20 protein-coding genes are annotated in these 25,744 nt (G+C 68.9%); 9 read left to right on the forward strand and 11 right to left on the reverse strand.

Features of this window, described 5'->3' with window-relative positions:
- Positions 1 to 7: 7 nt before the first annotated feature.
- Complete coding sequence (locus ACT6XY_RS01570) at positions 8 to 1,180, reverse strand: amidohydrolase/deacetylase family metallohydrolase (RefSeq protein WP_444746589.1); 1,173 nt, start codon at positions 1,178 to 1,180, stop codon at positions 8 to 10.
- A gap of 122 nt (positions 1,181 to 1,302) precedes the next feature.
- On the opposite strand from ACT6XY_RS01570, the gene ACT6XY_RS01575 reads away from it, so the two are divergent.
- A complete protein-coding gene (locus tag ACT6XY_RS01575; protein WP_444746590.1) occupies positions 1,303 to 2,100 on the forward strand; it encodes a creatininase family protein in 798 nt (265 codons plus the stop codon).
- Here ACT6XY_RS01575 and ACT6XY_RS01580 read toward each other — a convergent pair.
- From ACT6XY_RS01580 to ACT6XY_RS01590, 3 genes are all read right to left on the reverse strand, one after another.
- A complete protein-coding gene (locus tag ACT6XY_RS01580; RefSeq protein ID WP_444746591.1) occupies positions 2,097 to 2,918 on the reverse strand; it encodes a hypothetical protein in 822 nt (273 codons plus the stop codon). The two genes, ACT6XY_RS01575 and ACT6XY_RS01580, sit on opposite strands and share 4 nt — an antisense overlap.
- Positions 2,919 to 3,118: 200 nt before the next feature.
- A complete protein-coding gene (locus ACT6XY_RS01585; RefSeq protein ID WP_444746592.1) occupies positions 3,119 to 4,594 on the reverse strand; it encodes a methyl-accepting chemotaxis protein in 1,476 nt (491 codons plus the stop codon).
- Positions 4,595 to 4,816: 222 nt separating this feature from the next.
- Positions 4,817 to 6,289 carry a methyl-accepting chemotaxis protein gene (locus tag ACT6XY_RS01590; protein WP_444746593.1) on the reverse strand — a complete coding sequence of 491 codons (1,473 nt, stop codon included), beginning with the start codon at positions 6,287 to 6,289 and terminating at the stop codon, positions 4,817 to 4,819.
- A 283-nt stretch (positions 6,290 to 6,572) separates the two neighbouring features.
- Between ACT6XY_RS01590 and ACT6XY_RS01595 the strand changes: the two genes are divergently transcribed.
- Entirely contained in the window at positions 6,573 to 7,460 is an 888-nt protein-coding gene (locus tag ACT6XY_RS01595) for a MerR family transcriptional regulator (protein WP_444746594.1), read from the forward strand.
- Positions 7,461 to 7,467: 7 nt separating this feature from the next.
- Here ACT6XY_RS01595 and ACT6XY_RS01600 read toward each other — a convergent pair whose 3' ends face one another.
- Genes ACT6XY_RS01600 through ACT6XY_RS01610 form a run of 3 tightly spaced genes read right to left on the reverse strand, consistent with a single transcriptional unit; the run spans position 7,468 to position 14,176 of the window.
- Positions 7,468 to 8,349 (reverse strand): transglutaminase family protein, encoded by an 882-nt coding sequence (locus ACT6XY_RS01600; RefSeq protein ID WP_444746595.1) that lies wholly within the window; start codon positions 8,347 to 8,349, stop codon positions 7,468 to 7,470.
- Complete coding sequence (locus ACT6XY_RS01605; RefSeq protein ID WP_444746596.1) at positions 8,349 to 10,850, reverse strand: circularly permuted type 2 ATP-grasp protein; 2,502 nt, start codon at positions 10,848 to 10,850, stop codon at positions 8,349 to 8,351. Before ACT6XY_RS01605 ends, ACT6XY_RS01600 begins: the two co-directional genes overlap by 1 nt.
- 5 nt (positions 10,851 to 10,855) lie before the next feature.
- A complete protein-coding gene (locus ACT6XY_RS01610; RefSeq protein WP_444746597.1) occupies positions 10,856 to 14,176 on the reverse strand; it encodes a transglutaminase family protein in 3,321 nt (1,106 codons plus the stop codon).
- Positions 14,177 to 14,330: 154 nt separating this feature from the next.
- On the opposite strand from ACT6XY_RS01610, the gene ACT6XY_RS01615 reads away from it, so the two are divergent.
- From ACT6XY_RS01615 to phoB, 6 genes are all read left to right on the forward strand, one after another.
- Positions 14,331 to 15,500, forward strand: coding sequence for an acyl-CoA dehydrogenase family protein (locus tag ACT6XY_RS01615; protein ID WP_444746598.1), 1,170 nt, complete (start codon positions 14,331 to 14,333; stop codon positions 15,498 to 15,500).
- A gap of 97 nt (positions 15,501 to 15,597) precedes the next feature.
- On the forward strand, positions 15,598 to 16,530 hold the full coding sequence (locus ACT6XY_RS01620; protein WP_444746599.1) for a sulfite exporter TauE/SafE family protein: 933 nt from the start codon (positions 15,598 to 15,600) through the stop codon (positions 16,528 to 16,530).
- On the forward strand, positions 16,527 to 17,288 hold the full coding sequence (locus tag ACT6XY_RS01625) for a TIGR02186 family protein (RefSeq protein ID WP_444746600.1): 762 nt from the start codon (positions 16,527 to 16,529) through the stop codon (positions 17,286 to 17,288). The genes ACT6XY_RS01620 and ACT6XY_RS01625 overlap by 4 nt, the downstream gene beginning before the upstream one ends.
- A gap of 21 nt (positions 17,289 to 17,309) precedes the next feature.
- On the forward strand, positions 17,310 to 18,632 hold the full coding sequence (locus tag ACT6XY_RS01630) for an ATP-binding protein (protein ID WP_444746601.1): 1,323 nt from the start codon (positions 17,310 to 17,312) through the stop codon (positions 18,630 to 18,632).
- Between the two features lie 164 nt (positions 18,633 to 18,796).
- A complete protein-coding gene (gene phoU / locus ACT6XY_RS01635; RefSeq protein WP_444746602.1) occupies positions 18,797 to 19,504 on the forward strand; it encodes a phosphate signaling complex protein PhoU in 708 nt (235 codons plus the stop codon).
- 31 nt (positions 19,505 to 19,535) lie between these two features.
- The gene (gene phoB / locus ACT6XY_RS01640) at positions 19,536 to 20,240 is read left to right on the forward strand and encodes a phosphate regulon transcriptional regulator PhoB (RefSeq protein ID WP_106748118.1); all 705 of its coding nucleotides are present in this window, start codon (positions 19,536 to 19,538) and stop codon (positions 20,238 to 20,240) included.
- Between the two features lie 6 nt (positions 20,241 to 20,246).
- On the opposite strand, the gene ACT6XY_RS01645 is transcribed toward phoB, so the two are convergent.
- Positions 20,247 to 22,061, reverse strand: coding sequence for an ABC-F family ATP-binding cassette domain-containing protein (locus tag ACT6XY_RS01645; protein ID WP_444746603.1), 1,815 nt, complete (start codon positions 22,059 to 22,061; stop codon positions 20,247 to 20,249).
- A 71-nt stretch (positions 22,062 to 22,132) separates the two neighbouring features.
- On the opposite strand from ACT6XY_RS01645, the gene ACT6XY_RS01650 reads away from it, so the two are divergent.
- A complete protein-coding gene (locus ACT6XY_RS01650; RefSeq protein ID WP_444746604.1) occupies positions 22,133 to 22,726 on the forward strand; it encodes an NAD(P)H-dependent oxidoreductase in 594 nt (197 codons plus the stop codon).
- A 3-nt stretch (positions 22,727 to 22,729) separates the two neighbouring features.
- Here the strand turns inward: ACT6XY_RS01650 and ACT6XY_RS01655 are convergent, their stop codons facing one another.
- The 3 genes from ACT6XY_RS01655 to ACT6XY_RS01665 all read right to left on the reverse strand — a co-directional run bounded on the left by ACT6XY_RS01655 (position 22,730) and on the right by ACT6XY_RS01665 (position 25,734).
- Positions 22,730 to 23,680, reverse strand: coding sequence for a ribose-phosphate pyrophosphokinase (locus ACT6XY_RS01655; protein WP_444746605.1), 951 nt, complete (start codon positions 23,678 to 23,680; stop codon positions 22,730 to 22,732).
- A 165-nt stretch (positions 23,681 to 23,845) separates the two neighbouring features.
- Positions 23,846 to 24,613 (reverse strand): peptidoglycan editing factor PgeF, encoded by a 768-nt coding sequence (gene pgeF, locus ACT6XY_RS01660; RefSeq protein ID WP_444746606.1) that lies wholly within the window; start codon positions 24,611 to 24,613, stop codon positions 23,846 to 23,848.
- A gap of 47 nt (positions 24,614 to 24,660) precedes the next feature.
- Entirely contained in the window at positions 24,661 to 25,734 is a 1,074-nt protein-coding gene (locus ACT6XY_RS01665; protein ID WP_444746607.1) for a DUF2218 domain-containing protein, read from the reverse strand.
- Positions 25,735 to 25,744 lie beyond the last annotated feature (10 nt).

Below are 25,744 nucleotides of genomic sequence, written 5' to 3' on the forward strand. Positions count from 1 at the left end.
GGTCGGATCAGGCCGTCGCCAGCTTGCGGAACTTGTTGGACCGCTTGGGATGCCACCACTTGCCGGCGATGACCGTGCCCTCGGAGACGATCTTCTTGTCGCCGATCAGGTGCTCTCCCACCACGTCGACATAGTCGAACTTGCCGTCCTTGATGGTCAGGATGGTCGCGTCGCCGACCGATCCGGGCTTCAGGCTGCCGAGCTCGGGGCGCTTCAGCGCCATGGCGGCGTTGACCGTCGACGCCGCGATGACGCGGTCGAGCGGCATGCCGAGGCAGAGGAACTTCGACAACGTCGTCACCTGGTCGAAGGCCGGGCCCTCGATGCAGAGCGTGTGGACGTCGGAGGAGATGACGTCGGGCTCGAAGCCGTTCGCCAGCATGTTGCGCGTGGTCTTGAACGAGAACGAACCCTTGCCGTGGCCGATGTCGAAGATGACGCCCTTCTTGCGGGCGGCGACGACCTCCGGCTTCACCGCGCCCTGGGCGGTGACCGGCGCGTTGGGGAAGGGGCGGAAGGCGTGGGTCAGCACGTCGCCGGGGCGCAGACGGCCGATCACGTGCTCGTAGGACGGCGGCGGGTGGTCGATATGGGCCATCAGCGGCATGCCCACCTCGTTCGCCACCTGCAGCGCCATGTCGAGGGCCGCCTCGCCGTTGGTGCCGGAGGAGTTGCGGCCGACGCGCACCTTGATGCCGACGATGAGGTCGCGGTTCTCGTCGGCGACGCGGGCGCAGTCCCAGGGATTCAGGTGGTCGATCTCGCGGCTCTCGCCCACCATCACGCGCTTGTCGAAGCCGTAGATGCCGGCATGGCTGACGTGGAGATAGGCGAGGATGCGGACCTGGCTCTTCTCGATGACGTGCTTGCGGAAGCCCATCCAGTTGCCCGGGCCGGCCGAGCCGGTGTCGATGGCGGTGGTGACGCCCGAGGTGCGGCAGAATTCCTCGGCGTCGATGCCGAGCGAGGTGCCGCCCCAGTAGACGTGGGTGTGAAGGTCGATCAGGCCCGGCGTGACGATGTAGCCCGACACGTCGCGGATCTCGGTGGCGGGGCCGGGCTTCAGATCCTTGCCCACCGCGGCAACCTTGCCGTCGGTGAAGGCCACGTCGCGCACCCCGTCGATCTTCTGCGAGGGGTCGATCACGCGGCCGCCGCGCAGGATCAGGTCGAAAGTCATAGAAGGCTCCGCTTGCTGGAAAGGCCGGTCCAGTGCATTGCGCGGCCCTTGTCCGGCGCGCACATTGCGCGCCGGAGCGCGGCTTGCCAACAGCCGTGACATGAGCCTTGCGGAGACCTCCCATGCCGGCCCGTCACTGGGGTGACCTGAAGACCACCGATTTCGATCGGCTCGATCCGGCGACCACCGTCGCCGTGCTGCCGCTGGCCGCCATCGAGCAGCACGGCCCCCATCTGCCGGTCTCCACCGACACGTCGATCATGCAGGGCATGATCGACACAGCCTTTCCGCTGGTCGGGCCCGAGGTGACGGCGCTCTTCCTGCCCATCGAGGCCGTCGCCAAGTCCAACGAGCACCTCCACTCGAAAGGCACCCTGACGCTGTCCGCCGAGACGGTGCTGAAGAGCTGGATCGAGATCGGCGAGAGCGTGAAGCGCGCCGGCATCGACAAGATCGTGCTCTTGACCTCCCACGGCGGCAATCTCGACCCCATGCGCGTCGTCGCGCGGGAGCTGCGCATCCGCTTCCGCCAGCTCGCCGTGGTCACCAGCTGGACCGCCTTCGGTCGCCCGGCCGGCCTCTATGGCGACCTCGACATCAAGCATGGCATCCATGGCGGCGACGTCGAGACCTCGCTGATGCTGCACTTCCGGCCGGACCTCGTCGACATGGGCCAGGCGAAGCTGTTCGAGCCGGTGATGGTGTCGATGGAGAAGGAGTTCACTTATCTCAGGCCGACGCTGAACCACGCCTTCGGCTGGATGGCCCAGGACATCAACCCGCACGGGGCGGCGGGCGACGCCTCGCTCGCGACGGCGGAGAAGGGCAGGGCGACCGCCGCGTTCCAGGCCGCCGAATTCGTCAAGCTGCTCGCCGACATGGCGCGGTTCGACACCGGCCGGCTCTATGCGCCTGCCTAGTCGATGATGTCGTCGGCCTCGGTCCGGCGCAGGTCGAAGGCGAAGACGCGGGTGGCGGACTCGCCCCTCTGGAGGTCCAGTCCGAAGGCCTTCCAGCGCACGCCGCGCACCTGGCCGCCGGGGAAGGTCGTGACGAAGTGGCCTGACAGCGCCTCCTGGGAGAGGAGTGCGCCGCGGATGATCCCTTCGAGGCGCTCGGACAGGCCGCCGACGAGGTCGAGGGCGTTCTGCCGGATCGCCATGCGCCTGTCCTTGAGGTTGAGGCATTTGGCGAAGGGCGCGTTGCAATTGAGAATGGTGCCGTCGCGCGCGAGCACGACCATGCAGCTGGTCGATTCGGCGACGAGCGTCTCGATCGTCGCCCGCATGGCGCCGACCACCGCGGCCTGCCGCTGCTCCTTCTCGCAGTTCCGGTAGAGACCGACGACCACGGGATGGCCGGCCAGCCATTTGAGCACGCAGACCGACTCGATTTCGCTGGCTGCATGATCGAGGTCGTCGAAACGGAAATGGTCCGGGCCGGCGCTGCCCGTGTCGATCGCCTGCTTCAGGTGGGCGCGGAACTTGCCGGCATCCTCGTCGTTCGCCTGCTTCAGGAGGTCGGTCAGGGTCGCCTTGATGACCACGGTGCGGTCGTTGGCGTCGACGCTCTCCCAGCGCACCCGCTCGGTCTTCAGGTCGATGGACCAGCTGTGGATGCGCAGCAGCCTGAGGAGTTCGCTCTGGCGCGGCGCTCCCGAGGGTTCGTCGGCGAACAGCGGTGGCGAGCCGACCCGGGGAAGCGTGGCAGGAGCCGTCGGCGATACAAGCAGGGACATGACCGTGCCCTCTCTTTCAACCGATCATCCCCGAAATCCATAAAAGAAGCGAGAAAAGAGAAGGACAACAGGGGCTTAATGGTCAACCGTGCAGACGGTTGACGGCTTCGCGGTCACCCGTGGCCCAACGGGTCCGTGAGGCTGGCGAAAGCCTCACCCGGGACAGGCCGCCACCCGTCGATCGTCGATCGGCTCCTCCGTCAGGCGAGGCGCTGTGCCGCTTCTTGCAGGTGCGCGGTCGCGGCATCGATGTCGCCCGTGGTCGCGGCGATCGTGCCCATGCGGCGGGAGATGGCCTGTACACCCTCAGCTGCGACCCGCATGCTCGACGACATCTCGCTCGTCACCGCGCTCTGCTCCTCCACCGCGCTGGCGATGGCGGTGGAAATCCCGCTGATGCTGAGGATGGTCGTGGAGATCGCCCCGATGGCGCCGACCGCCCCGTCGGTCGAGGCCTGCACCGACGCGATCTGCGCGCCGATTTCGTCCGTCGCGCGCGATGTCTGGCTGGCGAGCTGCTTCACCTCCTGGGCGACGACAGCGAAGCCTCGGCCGGCCTCTCCGGCGCGCGCCGCTTCGATCGTGGCGTTCAGCGCGAGGAGATTGGTCTGCGCCGCAATGCCGTTGATGAGCTGCACGACGTCGCCGATGCGCGCCGCTGCCGTCGACAGTCCCTGGACGATGTCCCCGGTTCGCGCGGCCTCCTCGACGGCGCCTTGCGAGATTTCACGGGCGCGGGCGACCTGCCTGCTGATCTCGCCCACAGATCCGGCGAGCTGCTCGGCCCCCGCCGCCATGGCCTGGACGTTCTGCGCCGTCTGGCCGGAGGCGGCTGCGACCTCCGTCGCCTCTTCGCGGGCCACGGAGACGGATCGCGCGATGCCCGTGAGCCCCTTGTGGATCTCCTTCTGCGCTCGTTCGCGGCGCTCGCTCTCCTCGACCTCACCCGTCACGTCGCTGGCGAACTTCACCACCTTGAACGGTTTGCCGTGGACGTCGTGGATCGGGTTGTAGGAGGCCTGGATCCAGACCGGTCGCCCGCCCTTGCCGACGCGCCGGTAGCGACCGGTCTGGAATGTGCCCTTGGCGAGCCGGTCCCAGAAGGCCCGGTACTCCGTCGAGCGCGCCTCGACCGGATCGACGAACATCGCATGGTGCTTCCCACGGATGTCGTCGAGGCCATAGCCGATGGTTGCGAGGAAGTTGGCATTGGCGGTGATGATCGTCCCGTCGAGGTTGAATTCGATCACCGCCAGAGACCTGTTGAGGGCTTCGATCTGGCCGGCCGCTTCGGTCGCCCGTTTTTTCTCGGCCGTCACGTCGGTGGCATATTTCACCACCTTGTAGGTCCGTCCGCGACGGTTCTTCAGAGGGTTGTACGAGGCCTGGATCCAGATCTCCCGGCCGCCCTTGCCGATGCGGCGAAACTCGGCGGAGCGGAATTCGCCGGCCGCCAGGCTCGTCCAAAGTGTTTTGTAGGCCGGGCTCTCGCGCTCTTCCGGCGCGACGAAGATCGAATGATGTCGCCCGCGGATTTCGTCGAGGGCATAGCCGACGGCACCAAGAAAATTGGCGTTGGCAGCCAGGATCGTCCCGTCCGGCTGGAATTCGATCACCGCCTGCGAGCGGTCGAGAGCGGCGACGCGGGCGGCGGCTTCGGCTGAGAATGACAGCATGGTCCCATCCGGTGTGTCGGTCGGCCTCCATGCCGACTCCTGATGTTACCTTAGGTAAGTCGGCGAAATTGACAGAAACTGAATGGGGAAAGCCCGCGGCTGCGACACGTTGTCTTGAGGGGGAGCAAGGGGGGCCCGCAGGCTGTCATCGCCCGCGCCGCCGCTCCCGGAGGCGCGGCGGCAGGAAACGGGGCACCGGTCGCCGGCGTCCCGTCGAGGTCGTCAGGCCAGAGAGCGCGACGCGGTCCGGACCTTGGCGGTCGCCTCGTCGATGTCTCCCGTCGAGCGGGCGATCATGTTCATGCTCGTGGAGATGGCCTGGACGCCTTCCGCGGCCACGCGCATGTTGGCCGACATCTCCGCCGTCACCGCGCTCTGCTCCTCCACCGCCGTGGCGATCGCCGTTGAGATCTCGCTGATCCGCACGATGGTGGTGGAGATGTCGCCGATGGCGCTGACGGCGCCCTCGGTCGAGGCCTGCACCGAGGCGATCTGCGCGCCGATCTCGTCGGTGGCCTTTGCCGTCTGGCTTGCGAGGCTCTTCACCTCGGAGGCCACCACCGCGAAGCCCTTGCCGGCCTCGCCGGCCCGTGCCGCCTCGATGGTGGCGTTGAGAGCCAGAAGGTTGGTCTGGGCTGCGATGTTGTTGATGAGCTGCACCACGTCGCCGATCCGGGCCGCGGCCGAGGAGAGGCCCGAGACGATCTCGCTGGTCCTGGTGGCCTGTTCGACGGCACCGCCGGAGATCTCCCGGGCGTTCGTCACCTGACGGCTGATCTCGCCGACGGAGGCGGCCAGCTCCTCGGCACCGGCGGCCACCGCCTGCACGTTGCCGGACGTCTGGGTCGAGGCCGCGGCGACCTGCGTCGCCTCGTGCTTGGCGCTGGAGACGGCATCACCGATATGGCCGAGATCGCCGTCGATCTGCCGCTGAACCTGCGCCCGGCGCTCCTGCTCCCTGATTTGCGCCGTGATGTCGGTGGCGAACTTCACCACCTTGAACGGCTTGCCGTTCATGTCGAAGATCGGGTTGTAGCTGGCCTGGATCCAGACCTCCGTGCCGCCTTTGCCGATGCGCTTGTACTGCGCTGCCTGGAACTCGCCGCGCGCCAGCGACGCCCAGAAGGCCCGGTACTCGCCGGAGTTGGCCTCTCCCGAGGCGACGAACAGGGAGTGGTGCCGGCCGCGGATCTCGTCGAGGCCGTAGCCCAGGGTCTTCAGGAAGTTCTCGTTGGCGGTGAGGATCGTGCCGTCGAGCGTGAACTCGATGACGGCCTGGGCCTTGTGGATCGCGGCGAGCTGTCCCTCGATATCGGCGTTGCGCAGCTTCTGGTCGGTGACGTCGGTCGCATATTTGGCGACCATGTAGACCCGGCCACGGGAGTCCTTCACCGGATTGTAGGACGCCTGGATCCAGACCTCCTTGCCGCCCTTGCCGATGCGCTTGTACTCGGCGACCTGGAACTTGCCGGCGCGCAGTTCGTCCCAGAACTGGCGATAGGCCGGTCCGTCCTTGTCCTCGGGGGCGACGAACAGCGAGTGATGCTGGCCGCGGATTTCCTCCAGCCGGTAACCCAGCGTCTTCAGGAAGTTCTCGTTGGCGGTGATGATCTTTCCGTCGGGCTCGAACTCGATCACGGCCTGAGAGAGATCCAGGGCCGCCAGCTTGTTGGCGGCGTGGTTGCGGAACAGCATTTGGACGTTTCCTGGTTGGTCCTGGGGGAACCAGCGACGCCCCATCCATCACCCTGCGCAATTGAACAAAATCTGAATCGAAACGCGCCCAAAATGCCCCTCATGGTGACGTTACGACAACCTTCGACGCGAGACCCGCAGGAGCCAAACCCCAGAAGTGAATTGCGTAATCTTTTTGCAGTATCAAGCTGTGCAGAAGTTGCGCAGCGGAGCCAGACTTCATGGACGTCATGCGCAGCGGCATGGCGTTTTAGTGTGGCATCCGACCGCTGGGGGGGCGCTCTTGAACAGGCCGATCGACATTTCGCGACTGTCGCTCCTCACCGGCGTCAACGTGTCGACGCTGCGCAGCTGGGAAAGGCGCCATAGCCTCATCGCTCCCTCCCGGACGGTCGGCGGCCACCGGCTCTATTCCGCCGAGGATGTCGAGCGGCTGATGCTCGTCAAGGAACTGGTCGTCACGGGGCACAGGGTGTCCGAGTTGAGCGGCCTCACCATTGCCGAGCTGAAGCAGTTGCAGCCGTCGCTGCCGGACCTCCGCTCTCTCGACCGCGACATGATCCTCAAGCTCGAACAGGCGGTCGATGATCGCGACGTCGATGCCTTCGGGATGATGCTGCGGTTCGTCTTCACGGCCTCGCCGCCCGCCGTCGCCGTGGACGTCTACGGCCGTGCGATCCGCCATGTCGGCCAACGCTGGCAGGAGGGACGGCTGGGGGTCGGCGACGAGCACCGCCTGTCGGCGAAGGCGCGCGACGTCGTCACCGCCGCCATATCGGGACTGGCGCCGGCGGCCTACCGGCCCCCCATCGCTTTCGCCACGCTGGGTGAGGAGCGCCACGAGCTCGGACTCTTGGCGGGCGCCTTCATCGCCGCCTCACTGGGCCACCGCCTGGTCTATTTCGGTGCGGGCATGCCGGCCCGGGCCCTCGCGGCCGATGTCGCCGCAGCCAAGGTCGCCCTGATGGTCATCAGCGCCGTGCATAGCCTTCCCGGCGGTTCGCTTCAGGAGGATCTGGTCCATCTCGATCGCGGGCTCGCCGAGGACGTTCCCATCTGGATCGGCGCCCACGAGGCGACGCTGCGCCATCTCCTCGTCCCGCAGCGCATGGTCGTCGTGCGTGACTATGCGGAGTTCCGCCGCCGCCTGATGATGACCTTCGAGTCCTGATACTGCGTCAGCCTGCGACCGGCTTGACGTCCACGGCCACCGAGATGTCGTGGTCTCCCGCGGCGATCACGACGCCGCCGTTCGGCGCGACGTCGACGAAGTCGCGGCCGATGGCGAGCACGATATGGTCCTCGCCGACGATCAGGCCGTTGGTCGGGTCGAGCCCCCACCATCCGAGCTCCGGTCCGCACCAGAGCGACACCCAGGCGTGGGTCGCGTCGGCGCCCTCGAGCCGCGGCTGTCCGGCCGGCGGAATGGTGCGCAGGAATCCCGAGACATAGGCCGCCGGCAGGCCGAGGCCGCGCAGCCCCGAGATCATGATGTGCGTGAAGTCCTGGCAGACGCCGCGGCGCATGGCGAAGGCCTTCGCGGCCGGCGTCGACGTGTCGGTGGTGCCAGGCGCATAGGCGAAGTCGGCCTGGATGCGCTTGGCCAGGTCGAAGGCCGCTTCCAGGATCGGCCGTCCCGGCGGGAACGACGCGCTGGCATAGGCGCGGATCGCTGGGTCGCGCGGCACGTAGGTCGAGGGAAACAGCGCATGGACCGGCGAGGCCGGCGACATGTCGGCACTGGCGAAGGCCGTCTCGCGCACCCGCTCCCAGGGCGGGTCCATGCCGGGCAGGGGCCGGCTCGTACCGGCGACGCTGATCTCGGCGCGCATCTCGATCTTCAGGCTGCGGTGCGGGCGGTCGAGGTCGAGGAAGATGCGCCGATTGCCGAAGAAGTCCGTGTCGTCGCGCCGCATCGCCGGCTCCGGCGAGATGGCGATCTCGCAGCGCGAGACCGTCTGGCCCGGCCGGTCGACCGGCACGATGCGCAGCACGTGCTGGGCGAAGACGACCGGCCGCGCGTAGCTGTAGTCGGTGACCTGGCGGACCTGGTAGCGCATCAGAACAGATCGCTGGCGGCGGCACCGACCGGGGTCGCCCCGTCGCGGTGGGTGAAATAGCGTTCGGAGACCTCGTCGGAGATCGCCATGAGCCGCTGCTCGATGGCGAGTATCTGGCGGCTGTCGAGGGTGTGGGCGTCGGCGGTCTGCAGGTCCACCCGCGCGCGGGCGATCAGCTTTTCCGGCACGTTCAGCCGCCCGTCGGAGACATGGTCCGGCAGGTGGGCGAGATGGTCGGCGATCCGCTCCACCTGGAAGGCGACGGAGCGGGGGTTGTTCGGATCGAGCGTGATCAGGTCGAGCACCGGCGCGCGCGCCGCGATCATCACGTAGCGGCGGCGGTAGGTGATCTGGCTGTCGGCGAGCGCCAGCAGCAGGTCCAGCCCCGCCGTGCCGGCCTTGGCGTCGGCGAAGGTGCGACCGAAGCGGCAGATGCCGAGCGCCCGCTCGATGCGCTTGCCGATCTTCAGGAAGCGCCAGCCGATGAGCTGGTTCATGTTCTCCTGGGCGAGGCCGGAGAAGACCGCAGACAGCCTGAGTCCCGCCTCCACCCGGTCGAGGGCGCCCGCCTCGGGGCGCCGGCCGTCCTCGGCGAGATGGACCATGTCGCCGATGGTCTTCCAGGCGTCCGGCGAGAACCGGTCGCGGATGACGGAGGCGGCGTTCAGCGCGGCGCGCGACAGCGACAGGAGCCCGCCCGGCCGGTCGCCATGAAGCACCGCGGCCGCCACGGCATGGGGGTCCGTGAGCACGGTGTCCTTGGGCAGCGCTTCCCAGGAGATCAGCAGCTCGACCAGCCGCTTCATCATGTCGGGGCCGGTCGTCTCGCCGCTGCCGACGTGATCGCCGAGCGCCCTGAGCAGCCTCAGGGTCGCCTCGGCCCGCTCCATGTAGCGGGCGAGCCAGAACAGGTTGTCCGCCGCGCGGCTGGGGAGAGAAGACGTGGACCGCCGCAGCTCTACCTTGTCCGGTGTCGGCAGCAGCGTCGTCTCCGCCACCGGCCCCTCCGCCAGCACGCAGACATCGGCCGATCGGCCGTCCCGCTGCATGGTGACGGCGCGTGCGTCGATGCGGTCGCCGATGCGGCAGAAGCCGCCGGGCATCACCTGCCATCCGTCGCCCACCCGCGCCAGGAAGAGGCGCAGGATGAAGGGACGGGGCTCGAGATAGCCGTCGTTCCACACCGGCATGGTCGAGAGCTTGACCACTTCCTGGGCGACGAAGTCCGACCCGCGCAGGCGAATTTCCTCGGCGAGCCGGAGCCGCTTCTCCGGGGCGAGGCTGGACGCGAGGACCGCGCCCTCGTCGAGGAGGCCGGGAATGGTCTGGGCGAAGGCCGGCGCGATGACGAAGGAATCGAGGTCGGCGATGACGGCGCCGCGTTCCAGCGGCTGGCCGCACCACCAGGTCGCGACATGGGGAATGGCGAGGTCGCGGCCGAGCCGCGCGCGGGCAATGGAGGGCAGGAAGGCGAGCAGCGAGCGCGCTTCCAGCACGCCCGAGCCGAGCGCATTGGCGAGCGTCACCTTGCCGGAGCGGATGGCATGGACGAGGCCGGCGACACCGAGCTGCGAGCGCGGGTTGAGCTCGAGCGGATCGGCGAAGTCGGCGTCGAGGCGGCGCCAGACCATCTCCAGCTTCTTCAGCCCCGAGACCGTGCGGACATAGAGCGTGTCGTCGCGAACGGTGAGGTCGGCGCCCTCCGCCAGGAGGAAGCCGAGATAGCGGGCGAGGAAGGCGTGCTCGAAATAGGTTTCGTTGAGCGGGCCGGGCGTCAGCACGGCGACGCGCGAATCCGTCGCCGCCGCATGGCCGGAGAACTCCGAACGCAGCGCCTGGAAGAACCCCGCGAGCCGCTCCACCGGCAGGTTGCGGTAGATCTCGGGCAGCGAGCGGGACATGGCGAGGCGGTTCTGCAGCGCGTAGCCGGCGCCCGACGGCGCCTGCGCCCGGTCGCCGAGGACCCACCACCGCCCGTCGGGCCCGCGGCCGACGTCGACGGCGTAGTAGAGGAGGTGGGAGCCGCCGCGCGGCGGCGTGCCGACCAGGGGTCGCAGGAAGTCCGGCGAGCCAGCGATTGTGGCGCCGGGAACGAGGCCGTCGCTGACGAGGTCGGCCGGGCCGAAGAGGTCCTTCAGCACGTGTTCCAGCAGGCCGGCGCGCTCGATGAGCCCCTCCGACAGCGCCCGCCACTCGTCGGGCGCAATGACCAGCGGCAGATGCGCCAGCGGCCAGGCGCGCTCGCCGTTCTTCGGGTCGTCGTAGACCCGGTAGAAGACGCCGGAATCGCGCAGATAGCGGTCGGCGCCGGCGAAACGCTTCTCCAGCTCCCGCGGACCGAGGTCGGCAAGGGTTGCCAGCACCGGCTGCCAGTGGGCGCGCGGCTCGCCATGCTCGTCGAGGATCTCGTCATAGACGCCGGGCACGGGCTGATAGCGCGCCAGCATCGCGAGGATGCGCTCGGCGCGGTGGTCGCTCGTGCGTTGGCTCCGGAACGTCATGTCCTTCAATGCACCGGCGGACGGCGCAGGTCGAGGGTCGCGGGAAACTCTCCCGACCGTTCGGCCCCCGGCGGATCGACCAGGCCCGGCGTATGGCCGTGATCCTGGAACCGGGCGCGGCGGCGCGCCTCGGCCTCGTAGGCGTTGACGGGGAAGGTGTCGTAGTTGCGCCCGCCCGGATGGGCGACGTGATAGACGCAGCCGCCCATCGAGCGGCGGCTCCAGATGTCCACCACGTCGAAGGTCAGCGGCGCATGGACCGGAATGGTCGGATGCAGGCCCGAGGGCGGCTGCCAGGCCTTGAAGCGCACGCCGCCGACGAACTCGCCGCTGCGGCCGGTGGCGGTCAGCGGGACGGGACGGCCGTTGCAGGTGACCGTATGGCGCTCCGGCTGCAGGCCCATGAGCCGCACCTGCAGGCGCTCGACGGAGGAATCGACGAAGCGCACGGTGCCGCCGATCGCCCCTTCCTCGCCGAGCACGTGCCAGGGCTCCAGCGCCTGGCGGATCTCCATGCGCACGCCCGCATGGTCCACCTGGCCGGCGAGGGGGAAGCGGAACTCGAACTGCGCCTCGAACCAGGCGGGATCGAAGGCATAGCCGGCGCGGCCGAGGTCGCCGAGCACGCCGAGGAAATCCTCCCAGACGAAATGCGGCAGCATGAACCGGTCGTGCAGGGCGGTGCCCCAGCGAACCAGAGGCCCGTCCTGCGGCTCCTTCCAGAACCAGGCGACGAGGGCGCGAATGAGAAGCTGCTGGGCGAGGCTCATGCGCGCGTCGGGCGGCATCTCGAAGCCGCGGAATTCGACGAGCCCGAGGCGCCCCGACGGGCCGTCGGGCGAGAACAGCTTGTCGATGCACAGCTCGGTGCGGTGGGTGTTGCCGGTAGAATCGACCAGGAGGTTGCGGAACAGCCGGTCCACCAGCCAGGGCGGCGGGGCCTCGCCCTCGCCGGGCTTGGGCACCATGGCCATGGCGATCTCGAGCTCGTAGAGCCCGTCGTGGCGGGCTTCGTCCACCCGCGGCGCCTGGCTGGTCGGGCCGATGAAGAGCCCGGAGAACAGATAGGACAGCGAGGGGTGGCGCTGCCAGTAGAGCACCAGGCTCTTCAGGAGGTCCGGCCGGCGCAGGAACGGCGAATCCGCCGGCCGCGCGCCGCCGACGACCACGTGGTTGCCGCCGCCCGTCCCGGTATGGCGCCCGTCGAGCATGAACTTCTCGGTGCCGAGCCTGGCGAGCCGCGCCTCCTCGTAGAGCCCGCGCGTGATGGCGACGCATTCCCGCCAGGATGCCGCGGGATGCACGTTGACCTCGATCACGCCCGGATCCGGGGTCACCTTGATGACGTTGAGCCGCGGGTCGGTCGGCGGCGGGTAGCCCTCGACGTGCACGGTGAGGCCGAGTTCCTTGGCGGTGGCCTCCGTCGCGGTCAGAAGCTCCAGATAGTCCTCCAGCCGCTCGGTCGGTGGCATGAAGACACAGAGCTTGCCGTCGCGCGGTTCCACCGCGAGCGCCGTGCGCACCGAATTGTCCTCGGTCAGGACCTGTTCGACCTGTTCGGCGCGGTCGGTCTCCCGCTCGCGCTCCACCGAGACGCGCTGGGCGATGCGCCCCTCGATCTCCTGCGGATCGGGAAGATCGGACGGCACCGTCCACGGGTCGGCGGCGACCACGTAGGGGTATGACGCCGGCGGCACGTAGGGGAGGGAGGCGAGGGGAAGGCGGTATCCGACCGGGCTGTCGCCCGGCACCAGGAACAGCTTCTCCCGCTTCAGCTTCCACTTCTCCGTCATCCAGTTGGACTTCGCCGGCGCCGCGTTCCAGCGCTGGATCGGCAGTACGAAACCGGACGGATGGGTCAGGCCGCGTTCGAAGACGCGGGCGATGCGGGCGCGGGCCTCGGCGTCCTCGAGCTTGGAATCGAGCGCATCGACGTTGATCGGAAGCTCCGCCTCCTTGATCACCCAGTGGGCCGGGTCCTCGTAGGCCGGCAGCGCCGCCTCGCCGTCCAGCCCGAGCTTCTCGGCGATGCCCGCGGCGAGCGCCCCGGCGCCGTCGATGGTGGCGGGGGTTTGCGCATCCTCGCGGGCGATGAGGCTCTCGTCGCGCCACACCGGCTTGCCGTCGCGCCGCCAGTAGAGGGCGAAGGTCCAGCGTGGCAGGGTCTCGCCGGGATACCATTTGCCCTGGCCGTAATGCAGGAAGCCGCCGGGCGCGAAGCTGTCGCGCAGGCGGCGGATCAGCACGTCGGCGCGCTCCCGCTTGGTCGGGCCCACGGCGGCGGTGTTCCACTCCTCGCCTTCATAGTCGTCGATGGAGATGAAGGTCGGCTCGCCGCCCATGGTCAGCCGCACGTCGGAGGCCGCGAGATCGGCGTCGACCCGGTCGCCGAGGGCGTCGAGGCGCTCCCAGGCCTCGTCGGAGAAGGGGGCGGTGACACGCGGCCGCTCGTCGATGCGGTCGACGCGCATGTCGAAGGCGAAGGAGACCTCCGCCGGATCGACGGCACCCGAGATCGGTGCGGCCGAGCGGTAGTGCGGCGTCGCCGCCAGCGGAATGTGCCCCTCGCCGCAGAGGAGGCCCGATGTCGGGTCGAGGCCGATCCACCCCGCGCCGGGGATGTAGATCTCCGTCCACGCGTGGAGGTCGGTGAAGTCCTTGTCGGTTCCCGCCGGCCCGTCGAGGGCCTGGAGGTCGGGCTTCAGCTGGATCAGGTAGCCGGAGACGAAACGCGCGGCGAGGCCGAGGCGGCGGGCGAGCTGGACGAGCAGCCATGCCGAGTCACGGCACGAGCCTGAGGCGTTCTCCAGCGTCTCGCCGGGCGTCTGCACCCCCGGCTCCATCCGCACGATGTAGCGGATGTCCTGCTGCAGCTTCTGATTGAGGGCGACGAGGTAGTCGATGGTCTGTTTCGGCTCGCGTGACAGGCCTGCCAGATAGGTCTCGAAGACGGCCTCACCCGGCTCGACCGCCAGATAGGGCGCCAGTTCCTCCGCCAGGGCCGGGGCATAGGCGAAGGGAAAGGTCTCCGCATAGCTCTCGATGAAGAAGTCGAAGGGATTGACCACCGCCATGTCGGCGATGAGGTCGACGGTCACCGAGAACTCCGTCGTCTTCTCGGGGAAGACGAAGCGCGCCAGCCAGTTGCCGTGCGGATCCTGCTGCCAGTTCACGAAGTGCTGCTCGGGCACGACCTTCAGCGAGTAGCTTGGAATGGTCGTGCGGCTGTGGGGCGCGGGGCGCAGCCGGATCACTTGCGGGCCCAGCGTGACGGGGCGGTCATAGAGGTAGCGCGTGACGTGATGCAGCTTTGCGAGAATGGCCATGGCAACGATGGGTAAAGGGTGACGACCGGCCGGTCAAAGCCTGAGATGGCGTGGCAGGTCACGAGGCAAGCAAGGACCGCGCCGCCGTCATTCCTCCGGCGGGCTTCCCAGCCCGGGCGAAGCGACCCATAACGTCCCCGCTGGAGAACCCGTGATGCCGCTGACCATCCCCCATGCCGACGACCATGCCGACCTCCGGGACGCCGTCCGCGACCTGTGCGGGCGCTATGACGACGCCTACTGGCGCAAGGTGGATGAGGAACGCGGCTATCCGGAAGCCTTCACCGAGGAGCTGACGAAGGCCGGCTGGCTCGCGGCGCTGATCCCGGCGGAATATGGCGGCTCGGGTCTCGGGCTCACAGAGGCCTCCATCATCATGGAGGAGATCAATCGCTCGGGGGGCAATTCCGGCGCCGTGCACGGCCAGATGTACAACATGGGTACGATCCTGCGCGGCGGCTCGGATGAGCAGAAGGCACGCTACCTGCCCAGGATCGCGGCGGGCGAGCTGCGTCTGCAGACCATGGCGGTCACCGAGCCGACCACCGGCACCGACACGACGAAGCTGAAGACGACGGCCGTGCGCAAGGGCGACCGCTACGTCGTCAACGGCCAGAAGGTCTGGACCAGCCGCGTGCAGCATTCCGACCTGATGGTGCTCCTCGCCCGCACGACGCCGATCGACCAGGTGCGCAAGAAGTCGGAGGGGCTTTCGGTCTTCCTCGTCGACCTGCGCGAGGCGATCGGCAAGGGCATGACCGTCCGGCCGATCCGCAACATGGTCAACCACGAGACCAACGAGGTTTTCTTCGACGACCTGGAGATCCCGGCCGAGAACCTGATCGGCGAGGAGGGCAGGGGCTTCAAGACCATCCTCTCCGGCCTCAATGCCGAGCGCACCCTGATCGCCGCCGAGTGCATCGGCGACGGCTACTGGTTCATCGACCGGGCCAAGAAGTACGGCTCCGAGCGAATCGTCTTCGATCGCCCCATCGCCCAGAACCAGGGCATCCAGTTCCCCATCGCCCGCGCCTATGTGAACATCCGTGCCGCGGACCTCATGCGTTTCCAGGCCGCAGCGCTGTGCGATGCCGGACAGGAGTTCGGCGCCGAGGCCAACATGGCCAAGCTTCTGGCCGCCGACGCCTCCTTCGAGGCGGCCAATGCCTGCATCCAGACCCATGGCGGCTTCGGCTTCGCGGCGGACTACGACGTCGAGCGCAAGTTCCGCGAGACGCGGCTCTACCAGGTGGCGCCGATCTCGACGAACCTCATCCTCGCCTATGTCGGCGAGCACGTGCTGGGCATGCCCCGCTCATATTAGCCCTGCACGGAAAAGATTGCGCATTTTGCCCCGGCGGCCTTGACGCGGTGCGCCTTTTGCGGCCTTCGATGGGTGCACACCCTGGCCGGGGACGACTGTGCAGCTTTACCTTCCCATTGCAGAATTGCCCGTCAACATGCTCCTCATCCTGGGCATGGGGCTGGCGATCGGCTTCATCTCCGGCATGTTCGGTGTCGGAGGCGGGTTCCTGCTCACGCCGCTGCTGATTTTCATCGGCATTCCCCCCGCCATCGCCGTGGCCAGCGTCTCGGGCCAGATCGCTGCCTCCTCCCTGTCGGGAACGTTGAGCTACTGGCGCAAGAACGCGGTGGATCCGAAGCTCGTCAGTGTGCTGCTCATAGGCAGTGCCGTCGGCACCGCGACCGGCGTCGCCGCCTTCTCCTACCTCAGGCGCGAGGGCCAGCTCGACCTCTTCATCGCCCTGTCCTACGTCACGCTGCTCAGCGGTATCGGCATGCTGATGGTGGTCGAGAGCGGCCGGGCCATCGCCCGCTCCCGCTCCGGCGAGCCGCCCAAGCTGCTGCCGGCCCGCGACCGAAGGGTCGGCACGGGGCTGCCCTTCGTCATGCACTTCCCGCGATCGCGCATCACCGTCTCGGCCCTGCCGATCATCGCCATCGGCCTCGGCATCGGCTTCCTCGGCTCGATCATGGGCATCGGCGGCGGCTTCCTGCTCGTGCCGGCGCTGGTCTACCTCCTGCGCGTGTCGACGGCAGTCGTCATCGGCACGTCGAGCCTGCAGACCCTCGTCACCATGCTGATGGCGGTGGTCTTCCACGCCGTCACCAACGGCTCGGTCGACGTCGTCCTCGCGCTCCTGCTGATGATCGGCGGTGTCGTCGGCGCCCAGTTCGGCGCCCGCACCTCACTCGCCATGAAGGGCGAGGAGCTGCGCCTGCTCCTTGGCCTCGTCGTGCTTGCGGTCGGCATGCGGTTCCTGATCGATCTCGTCGTGCGGCCGGACGATCCCTTCTCCAACACGGTGATGGAATGGGCGGTGCGGGTATGACGCGCCTCCTTGTCGTCCTGGCGGCTCTCCTGGCGCTCTCGCCGGCGCGCGCCGAGACCATGATCACCTCGCTCTCGACGCACCGGCTGCAGATCACCTCCAACTTCACGGGCTCGGAGATCGTCCTGTTCGGCGCCATCGAGCGCGACGCCCAGACCATCTCCCGCCCGGGCGGCTACGACATGGCCGTCATCGTGCGCGGCCCCCGCGCCCTGATGGTCACGCGCCAGAAGACGCGCGTTTTCGGCATCTGGGTGAACACCGACGCGCGCGAATTCGTCGAGGTACCGTCGTTCTACGCTCTGCTCTCCAACAAGCCGGCCGCCGACCTCGCCGACATCGAACTGCGCGCGCGCCAGCAGATCGGCGTCGACTCCATCACGGCGATCACGCCACGCCTCGGGACCAATCCCGGCGCCACCCCGACCTTCCGCGAGGCGCTCCTGCGCATCAACCGCGCCAAGGGCCTCTATCGCGAGAATCCCACGGGCGTCACCTTCCTGACGCCTAACCTGTTCCGCGCCAATATCCCCGTCGTCCCCAACACGCCGGTCGGCTCCTTCGACGTCGACATCTTTCTGATGTCCGGCGGTGTCATCCTCGCCCGCGAGAGCACCAACTTCGAGGTCACGAAGACCGGCTTCGAGGCCTTCGTCGCCAATGCGGCCCGCGACAACGGCGTCCTCTATGGCCTGGCGGCGGCGATGCTGGCGCTGTTCACCGGCTGGGCTGCGAGCGTCGTCTTCCGGCGCGACTGACGATGAAGGCAGAACCTGTCCGTGGGTGACGACATCGACGCCGGCTGGAACGAAGGATGGCTTGGCGCCCTGCTCCTCTATGGCGCCGGCGCCTTGCTGGCGCTGCTCCTGGCGAAGGCAGGCGGCCTCGTCTGGCCGGCAGCGGCGGCGGCCGGCCTTGCCCTGGTTGCGGTCGGTACGCTCCTGCGCCGCCGTCCGCGCGTGCGCGCGCCGCTCGAGGACGAGATGCTGGCTCGCCGCGCCGCGCGCCTCACCGACCTCACCGTCGAGGGCCTGATGGCCGCGCTGCCGGTGCCGGCCATCCTGCTCGATCCGAAGCTCGCGGTGCGCACCCACAATGCCCGCGCCGCGGCACTGCTGCCGGCGCTGAGGCGCGGCGAGCCGCTCACCCTGTCGCTGAGGGCGCCGGAAGTCGTGGAGGTCGTGCGCCGTGCGCTGGCCAGCAACAGCCCGCAGGTCATCGACTATGCCGAGCGCGTGCCCGTCGCACGATGGTTCAGCGTCGAGGCGACGCCCGTCGCGGTCACGCCGGAGGCGCGCGACGGTAGCCGGGCCGACTTCATCCTCCTGTCCCTGCGCGATCTCACGGAGGAGCGCCGGCTGGAACAGCTCCGGGCCGATTTCGTCGCCAATGCCAGCCACGAGCTGCGCACGCCGCTCGCCTCCGTCGTCGGGTTCATCGAGACGATCCAGGGGCCAGCCCGCAACGATCCGGAAGCGCGCGAGCGCTTCCTCGGCATCATGCTGGCCCAGGCCCGCCGCATGTCGCGCCTCATCGACGACCTCCTGTCGTTGTCGCGCGTCGAGCTGAACGAGCACGTCCGCCCCGGTGCCGTCGTCGATCTGGTCCAGCTGTTGCGCCACGTGCGCGACACGCTCGGCCCCTTCGCCAAGGCGCAGGGCGTCACGGTCGAGATCGACGCGCGCCCGGCCACCCTGCCGGTCCTCGGCGACAACGACGAACTGATCCGCCTGTTCGAAAACCTCGTCCAGAACGCAATCAAGTACGGGGCCGAGGGCAAGCGGGTCGAGATCACCCTCGACCGCGAGGCGCGCGACGGCCGCGCCGCCGAGGCCATCGTGAGCGTCCGCGACCACGGCCCCGGCATTCCCGCCGAGCACCTGCCGCGCCTCACCGAGCGCTTCTACCGGGTCGACGTGGCCTCGAGCCGCGACAAGGGCGGCACCGGCCTCGGCCTCGCGCTCGTCAAGCACATCCTCAACCGCCACCGCGGGCGGCTCTCCATCGAAAGCGTGCAGGGGGAGGGGGCGACCTTCACCGTCAGGATCGAGGCGCTCGACACCGATGGTGCCACGGACCTGCCCGTCGCCGGCGGTGCGTGATACCACTGCGCTTGGCGGAGTCGCGCGGCCGCGCTGTCGCAACCCCGGCAACGCATTGAATTGCCACAATGATCGCTGTCATTGATGCGTCACCTGACGGGCATAGAACCGTCGCGGCGCAGGGCTATTGAACAACTCCCCGTCGCCCCTCGCAGGAGCCTGCCATGACCGAACACACCGTGAGCGCCTATGAGAACGAACTCAGGGGCCTCGCGCAGCGCGTGGCCGAGATGGGCGGGCTCACGGAGAAGCAGATCGTCGGCAGCATCGATTCGCTGATCCGCAGCGACCTCGAACTCGCCCGTCAGGTGCGCGCCGTCGATCCGCAGATCGACGCCCTCCAGCGGGAGATCGAGGAGGTCGGCATCCTCGTCATTGCCAAGCGCCAGCCCATGGCCATCGACCTGCGCGAAATCGTCGGCGCGCTGCGCATCGCTTCGGATCTCGAGCGCATCGCCGACCTCGCCAAGAACATCGCCAAGCGCGTCATCGCCATGAACGGCACCCTGCCGCTGGCCAAGGTGACGGGCGGCTTCGACGCCATGGCGCGTCTCGCCCTGGAGCGCGTCAAGCGCGTGCTCGACGCCTATGCCCAGCGCGACGTCGAGGCGGCGCTGGACGTCTGGAAGGCCGACGGTGACATCGACGCCCTCTACAATTCGCTGTTCCGCGAACTCCTCACCTACATGCTCGAGGACCCGCGCAACATCGGCTCCTGCACCCACCTCCTGTTCTGCGCCAAGAACCTGGAGCGCATCGGCGACCACGCCACCAACATCGCCGAGACCATCCACTACATGGTGAAGGGCGTTCCGCTCGCCGACGAGCGGCCGAAGCTCGACACCACGACCATGGCCGCGGTCGGCCTCTGACCGCGGATACCGGCACGACGGGGATTGATCCATGACCGCACGCATCCTGGTGGTCGAGGACGAGGAGCCGATCACGGTTCTTCTGCGCTACAATCTGGAGGCCGAAGGCTACCAGGTCGAGGTGGTCGGCCGCGGCGACGAGGCCGAGGTCCGGCTGCGCGAGGCGGTCCCCGATCTCGTCCTGCTCGACTGGATGCTGCCCGGCCTGTCCGGCATCGAGCTCTGCCGCCGCATCCGCCTGCGGGCCGAAACCGAGCGCCTGCCGGTGATCATGCTCACCGCCCGCGGCGAGGAAGGCGAGCGGGTGAGGGGCCTCGCCATCGGTGCCGACGACTACGTCGTGAAACCCTTCTCCGTGCCGGAACTGCTGGCGCGGGTGCGGGCGCTGCTGCGCCGCGCCAAGCCCGAGCACCTGTCGAGCCTCCTCAAGTCCGGCGACATCGAACTCGATCGCGAGACGCGGCGCGTCCATCGCGCCGGCCGCGAGATCAACCTCGGGCCGACCGAATTCCGGCTGCTGGAGTTCCTCATGCAGTCGCCCGGCCGGGTCTATACCCGCGAGCAACTGCTGGACGGCGTCTGGGGCCGTGACGTCTATATCGACGAGCGCACCGTGGACGTACACATCGGCCGCCTGCGCAAGGCGGTGAAGCGCGGCCGCGAGGCGGACCCGATCCGCACCGTGCGCGGCTCCGGCTATTCGTTCAACGAGCGCTTCGCGGGAGCTGCGGCCTGATCGCCGTCACGCCTCCAGGCTCTCCTTCAAGAGTTCCAGCTCCAGCCAGCGGTCCTCGGCGGCGGTGAGGTCGCCCTGCGCCTTCGTCATCGCCGCGCTCGCCCGGTCGAAGGCGGCGCGGTCGCGCGCATAGAGGCCGGGATCGGCGAGGATCGTCTGCAGCTTGGCGATGTCGCGCTGCAAGGCCTCCATGCGGGCGGGAAGCGTGTCGAGGTCGTGCTTGTCCTTGAACGACATCTTGCGCCGGGCCGGTTCGCCCTGCGGCTCGGCCTTCGCGGCGGATGTGGGCGCCTCGTTGCGGGCGGGCTTCGCCACCGCCCGCGCCTCCACCCCGGCGCCGCGCTGGTTGACCATGTCGCTGTAACCGCCGGCATACTCGACCCAGCGGCCGTTCCCTTCGCTGACGAGCACCGACGTGCAGACGCGGTCGAGGAAGTCGCGGTCGTGCGAGACCAGAATCACCGTGCCGGGGAAGTCGGTCAGCATCTCCTGCAGGAGATCGAGCGTCTCGAGGTCCAGGTCGTTGGTCGGCTCGTCCAGCACCAGCACATTGGCGGGAGAGGCGAGAGCCCGCGCCAGCAGCAGACGGCCGCGTTCGCCGCCGGAGAGGACGCCGACGGGCGTTCCCTTCTGCTCGGGGGAGAACAGGAAGTCCTTCATGTAGCCGATGACGTGGCGGTTCTCGCCGTTGATCGTCACGTAGTCGCCGCGCCCGCGCGTCAGCGCCTCGGTCAGCGGCATGGCGGGGTCGAGCGCCTCGCGCTTCTGGTCGAGCGTCGCCATGGCGAGGTTGGTGCCGAGGTCGATGGTGCCGGTGTCGGGCGGGAGCGTTCCCGTGAGGAGCTGGACGAGCGTGGTCTTGCCGGCGCCGTTCGGCCCGACGATGCCGAGCCGGTCGCCGCGCAGGATGCGGATGGTGAGGTCGTCGACGATGGGCCGGTCGCCGTAGCGCTTGGAGATGCGGCGGGCCTCCACCACGCGCTTGCCCGAGACCTCCGCCTCGCTCACGGTCATCGAGACGGTGCCGACGGCCTTGCGGTGCTCGCGGAAATCCTTGCGCAGGGCGTGCAGGTTGCCGAGGCGGCGAACGTTGCGCTTGCGGCGGGCGGAGACGCCGTAGCGCAGCCAGTGCTCCTCGCGGGCGATCTGCCGGTCGAGCTTGTGCTGGTCCTTTTCCTCCTGCTCCAGCACCTCGTCGCGCCACGCCTCGAAATGGGCGAAGCCCTTGTCCAGCCGCCGCGTCGTGCCGCGGTCGAGCCAGATCGTGGCGCGCGACAGCGTCTCGAGGAACCGCCGGTCGTGGCTGATCATGACGATGGCGCTGGAGAGCCGCTTCAGCGTCGCTTCCAGCCATTCGATGGCCGGCAGGTCCAGATGGTTGGTCGGCTCGTCCAGGATGAGGATGTCGGGCTCCGGGGCGATGGCATGGGCCAGCGCCGCCCGCTTCGCCTCGCCGCCGGAGAGCGAGGTCGTGCCCTCCTCGCCGGTCAGGCCGAGATCCTCCAGCAGCATGCGGGCGCGGTAGCGGTCGTCGCTGGGGCCGAGCCCGCTCTCCACATAGGCCAGCGTCGTGGGGAAGGCGGAGAGATCCGGCTCCTGCAACAGGTAGCGGATGGTTGCTCCCGGCTGGGCGAAGCGGCTGCCGCCATCGGCCTCCACCAGGCCGGCGGCGATCTTCAGGAGCGTCGATTTGCCGGAGCCGTTGCGGCCGACCAGCGCGAGCCGGTCGCCCGCCTCCACCGACAGTGCGGCGGCGGTGAGCAGCGGCGTGCCGCCGAAGGTGAGCGCGATGTCTTGCAGTTGCAGGAGCGGAGGAGCCATGGCGCGCCGTCTAGCATCCTTGCGCGTCCCGTGCACGCTGGAGGCTGACGATTCTGCTCCCGGATTTCGCCATGCGCATGCTGGTCATCTACTGCCATCCCTGTCCCGAGAGCCTCACCGCCGCCATTCGCGACCGGGCGGTGGCCTCGCTCGACGCCGCGGGCCATGAGATCCGGCTGGTGGATCTCCACGGCGAGGGCTTCGATCCCGTGATGGGCGCCGAGGAACGCCGCCGCTACCACGAGCCCGGCGCCAACGAGGTCCCCGTCGCCGCCCATCTCGATGCGCTGCGCTGGGCCGAGGGGCTGCTCTTCATCTATCCCACCTGGTGGTACGGCCTGCCCGCCATGCTGAAGGGCTGGCTCGACCGCGTCTGGATCCCGCACGCCACCTTCACCATGCCGGAGCCGGGCAAGCCTATCGGCCGGGTGCTGACGAACATCCGCTTCATCGGCGCGGTGTCGACGCTTGGTTCGCCCTGGTGGTGGTGGCGGCTCGTCATGGCCGAGCCCGGACGCCGGACGCTGCTGCGCGGCCTGAGGCCGCTCGTGAACCCGCGCTGCCGGACGCTCTGGCTGGCCCTGCACGGCATCGACGGGGCGACCACGGGGCAGCGCGAAGCGTTTCTGGATAAGGTGGAGCGCAGGCTCTCCGCCCTGCGCTGAGCCTCAGTCGAACAGGCTCGACACGCTCTCCTCGCTCGCAGTGCGGGCGATGGCCTCGCCGATCAGGCTGGCGATGGAGAGGGTGCGGATGTTGCGGGCGACCCGAACGGCCTCCGTCGGCTGGATGGAATCGGTGATCACCAGTTCCTTCAGCTTCGAGGCGGTGATGCGGGCGACCGCGCCGCCCGACAGCACGCCGTGGGTGATGTAGGCCGAGACGTCCTTGGCGCCGCGCGCCAGCAGCGCCTCGGCGGCATTCACCAGCGTGCCGCCGGAATCGACGATGTCGTCGACGAGGATGCAGCTCTTGCCCTCGACGTCGCCGATGACGTTCATCACCTCGCTCTCGCCCGGCCGCTCGCGACGCTTGTCGACGATGGCGAGGAGGGCGTCGATGCGCTTGGCGAGCGCGCGGGCGCGCACCACGCCGCCGACGTCCGGCGAGACCACCATCACGTCCTGGACGCTGCGGGTGTCGCGGATGTCCTTGGCCAGCAGCGGTGCGGCGAAGAGGTTGTCGGTGGGGATGTCGAAGAAGCCCTGGATCTGCCCGGCATGCAGGTCGAGCGTCATGACGCGGTCGGCCCCGGAACGGGTGATCAGGTTGGCGACGAGCTTGGCCGAGATCGGGGTGCGCGAGCCGGACCGGCGGTCCTGGCGCGCATAGCCGAAATAGGGAATCACCGCGGTGATGCGCTTGGCCGAGGAACGGCGCAGCGCGTCGCAGATGATCAGGAGCTCCATCAGGTGGTCGTTGGTCGGGAAGGAGGTCGACTGGACGATATAGACGTCCTCGCCGCGCACGTTTTCCTGGATCTCGACGAAGATCTCCATGTCCGCGAAGCGGCGGACGGAGGCCTTGGCGGGCGGCGTGTTCAGATAGGCCCCGATCGCCTCGGCGAGCGGCCGGTTGGAATTGCCGGAAACGATCTTGATCCCGGGTTTGCGCGACATTGGAAAGGTTCTCGGGGCGGCAAGGGTGCGGCCCTCATAGCAACCGGAGTACCGCGCCACAATGCCGCGCGGCCGCCCAGCACGATTGAATCAACAGGCTGTGACGGCGGGGCGACGGAGATTTCACGGCCGCGTGCCGCAGTGCGATACGAAAACGCTGTGTGGTCAGCCGGCGAGTGCGATGCCTGCGATGTGGCGGCCGTAGTCCGGCTCCTTGCGGTGGGTGGTCCGCCGGAAGGAGTAGAAGCGAGCCTCGTCGGCATAGGTGTCGAGGCCGAGATCGTCGATGACCGTGATCCCCGCCGCCGCCAGCCGGTGGGCGATGAAGCCGGGCAGGTCGAACTGGGCGTGGCCCGGCCGTCCGGTGACGAAGAACCGCCCGTAGCTTTCGTCGGCGGCGCGGAACTGGTCGACGAAGGCTTGGCTCACCTCGTAGCTCGGCTGCCGGATGAGTGGCCCGATGGCGGCGCTGATGCGGGTGCGGTCGGCGCCGAGCCCTTCCATCGCCGCGATTGTCGCCTCGAGCACGCCGCCGATGGCGCCCTTCCAGCCGGCATGGGCGGCGCCGACGACGCCCGCCGCCGCATCGGCGAAGAGCACCGGGCCGCAATCGGCCGCCGCGACCCCGCAGGCGATGCCGGGGACCCTGGTCACCACCGCGTCGGCGCGCGGCCGGTCGCCGCCCGTATGCGGTGTCTCGGCGATGATCACGTCGGGCGAATGGATCTGGAAACAGGAAATCAGCGCGTTCTCGGCGACACCGAGGGTCTCGGCCATGCGCCGCCGGTTCTCGCGCACCCTGTCGCCGTCGTCGTTGGAGCCGATGCCGGCATTGAGCGAGGCGTAGAGTCCCTCCGACACGCCGCCCTCGCGGGTGAAGAAGGCGTGGCGGATGCCGGGGAGTGCGGCGAGGGCGGGGGAGGTGACGAACATGGGGAAAAGCGAAATCTGCTTCGCCCGCCGCTGTCAATCGGTGCGCCTCAGGCGGCCTCCTCCTGGGTCAGCGCGTGCTTCCAGTAGCCGACCGCCAGGCACTTCGCCCGGTCGAGCCCCTTCTCCTCGCGCCAGTAGCTGCGGATGCGCCGGGCAATCGCCTCTTCCGCGCCGAGCCAGCAGAGCACGTCGTCGTGGTCCGGCAGCGGCGCCGCCATCACGGCGTCGGCGAGGATGTCGTTGCGACCGGGCTCACGCCCCCGCCGGAACAGCCAGAGCAGGGTAACGCCCGGGGGATGGTCGAGATCCTGAACCTCGCGCTCGTCCTCCACCTCGATCATCGCCTGTCCCGTCGTCTCCGCCGGCAGGCGCGCGAGGATGCGCGCCATGGCGGGAATGGCGGTCTCGTCGCCAGCGAGCAGCACATGGGCGGCCGGCCGCATCTCCCGTCCGCCCGGGCCCATCAGCCCGATCACCTGGCCGGCGCGCGCGCCCGCCGCCCAGCCGGAGGCGATGCCCGGCGCCGCATGCAGCACGAAGTCGATGTCCAACTCGCCCGCCGCGGCGTCGATGCGGCGGATCGTGTAGACCCGCTGCGCCGGGCGGCGATCCTCCGGCGGCCAGACCGGCCGGCCGTTCTTGCCCGGCTTCGGCCATTCCGGCGGATGGACGCCCTCCGGCGGAAAGAGCAGGCGCACGTGCAGGCTGTCGCCCTCGAAGCGCTTCAGGTCCTTGCCCGTCAGGGTGATGCGGCGGACGTGCGGCGTGATGTCGGCGACACGCAGCACGGTCATCTCCCGCAGGCTCGGCAGCACGTCGACGTCGCAGCCGTCTCCGGTCCACACGACCTCGGGCTTCTCGGCTGCGGCGACCTCCTCGATCTGCGTGCTCAGCAGGAACTTCAGCACCGACAGGCCCTGCTCGGTGCGCGATTCCAGCCGCATATGCAGCCGGCCGTCATCGGCCTCCAGCGTCCCCGTCCCGAGCCCGTCCACCAGGGCGATGCGCCCCCGGCCCGCCTCGGCGCTGGCGTCGAAATCCGACTGCGCCAGGCGCGCGCAGACCGCGGCGACATAGGACTGGCCCGCAGTGGTGGGAATCGTGGCTTCGGCCTTCAGCATCGTCATCGTC

This window comes from Phreatobacter sp. (genome assembly GCF_052440005.1).
In the GTDB taxonomy this organism is placed as follows: Bacteria; Pseudomonadota; Alphaproteobacteria; order Rhizobiales; family Phreatobacteraceae; genus Phreatobacter.

What these genes read in the sequence shown, in the direction of transcription:
- ACT6XY_RS01655 (WP_444746605.1), bottom strand. Translation starts at nt 23,680, where the DNA reads ATGTCGCGCAAACCCGGGATCAAGATCGTTTCCGGCAATTCCAACCGG.
- ACT6XY_RS01665 (WP_444746607.1), bottom strand. Translation starts at nt 25,734, where the DNA reads ATGCTGAAGGCCGAAGCCACGATTCCCACCACTGCGGGCCAGTCCTAT.
- ACT6XY_RS01570 (WP_444746589.1), bottom strand. Translation starts at nt 1,180, where the DNA reads ATGACTTTCGACCTGATCCTGCGCGGCGGCCGCGTGATCGACCCCTCG.
- ACT6XY_RS01575 (WP_444746590.1), top strand. Translation starts at nt 1,303, where the DNA reads ATGCCGGCCCGTCACTGGGGTGACCTGAAGACCACCGATTTCGATCGG.
- ACT6XY_RS01605 (WP_444746596.1), bottom strand. Translation starts at nt 10,850, where the DNA reads ATGACGTTCCGGAGCCAACGCACGAGCGACCACCGCGCCGAGCGCATC.
- phoU (WP_444746602.1), top strand. Translation starts at nt 18,797, where the DNA reads ATGACCGAACACACCGTGAGCGCCTATGAGAACGAACTCAGGGGCCTC.
- ACT6XY_RS01600 (WP_444746595.1), bottom strand. Translation starts at nt 8,349, where the DNA reads ATGCGCTACCAGGTCCGCCAGGTCACCGACTACAGCTACGCGCGGCCG.
- ACT6XY_RS01590 (WP_444746593.1), bottom strand. Translation starts at nt 6,289, where the DNA reads ATGCTGTTCCGCAACCACGCCGCCAACAAGCTGGCGGCCCTGGATCTC.
- phoB (WP_106748118.1), top strand. Translation starts at nt 19,536, where the DNA reads ATGACCGCACGCATCCTGGTGGTCGAGGACGAGGAGCCGATCACGGTT.
- ACT6XY_RS01645 (WP_444746603.1), bottom strand. Translation starts at nt 22,061, where the DNA reads ATGGCTCCTCCGCTCCTGCAACTGCAAGACATCGCGCTCACCTTCGGC.
- ACT6XY_RS01615 (WP_444746598.1), top strand. Translation starts at nt 14,331, where the DNA reads ATGCCGCTGACCATCCCCCATGCCGACGACCATGCCGACCTCCGGGAC.
- ACT6XY_RS01650 (WP_444746604.1), top strand. Translation starts at nt 22,133, where the DNA reads ATGCGCATGCTGGTCATCTACTGCCATCCCTGTCCCGAGAGCCTCACC.
- pgeF (WP_444746606.1), bottom strand. Translation starts at nt 24,613, where the DNA reads ATGTTCGTCACCTCCCCCGCCCTCGCCGCACTCCCCGGCATCCGCCAC.
- ACT6XY_RS01610 (WP_444746597.1), bottom strand. Translation starts at nt 14,176, where the DNA reads ATGGCCATTCTCGCAAAGCTGCATCACGTCACGCGCTACCTCTATGAC.
- ACT6XY_RS01625 (WP_444746600.1), top strand. Translation starts at nt 16,527, where the DNA reads ATGACGCGCCTCCTTGTCGTCCTGGCGGCTCTCCTGGCGCTCTCGCCG.
- ACT6XY_RS01585 (WP_444746592.1), bottom strand. Translation starts at nt 4,594, where the DNA reads ATGCTGTCATTCTCAGCCGAAGCCGCCGCCCGCGTCGCCGCTCTCGAC.
- ACT6XY_RS01580 (WP_444746591.1), bottom strand. Translation starts at nt 2,918, where the DNA reads ATGTCCCTGCTTGTATCGCCGACGGCTCCTGCCACGCTTCCCCGGGTC.